Genomic DNA, 429 nt, shown 5'->3' with positions numbered 1-429 from the left:
GTTCAGGCTGATCAGCTTCAGCGCGTTGGTCATGTTGTGGTTCGCGATCCGCACGATCCCGCGCGCGGCTTCGACCGGTGACAGGTCCAGCCGCTCGCCCAAGGTCGTCAGTGCGGTTTGCAGCGCGTCCATGTCGGCCACGACTTCACCGCCGCAGAAATAGTCAGCGTCTATACGTCCTAGATACAGGTTGGCATCGGTGGTCGTGGGGCTGGTGCCGCCACGCCCGTAAGCGATCGGGCCGGGGTTGGCGCCCGCGCTTTTCGGCCCCACATGCATCTTGTCGTATTCATCCACCCAGGCGATGGAACCGCCGCCATTGCCAATCTCCACGATGTCGACGACCGGCACCATGATCGGATAGCCTGATCCCGTGCGCGTGCGCTCGATCCAGTAATCTGATGACACTGTGACTTCACCGTTTTCGAT

General features: G+C 61.5%; 1 protein-coding gene. It reads right to left on the bottom strand.

The window, feature by feature from the left end; genetic code table 11:
* On the bottom strand, positions 1-429 hold a 429-nt coding region (locus CEV33_RS01250; RefSeq protein ID WP_328588542.1), incomplete at both ends, for a hydantoinase/oxoprolinase family protein.

Source organism: Brucella grignonensis (genome assembly GCF_002252505.1).
GTDB classification, from domain to species: domain Bacteria; phylum Pseudomonadota; class Alphaproteobacteria; order Rhizobiales; family Rhizobiaceae; genus Brucella; species Brucella grignonensis.
Note: the sequence above shows the minus strand (reverse complement) of the source record. Positions and strands in the feature narration are given on the sequence as shown.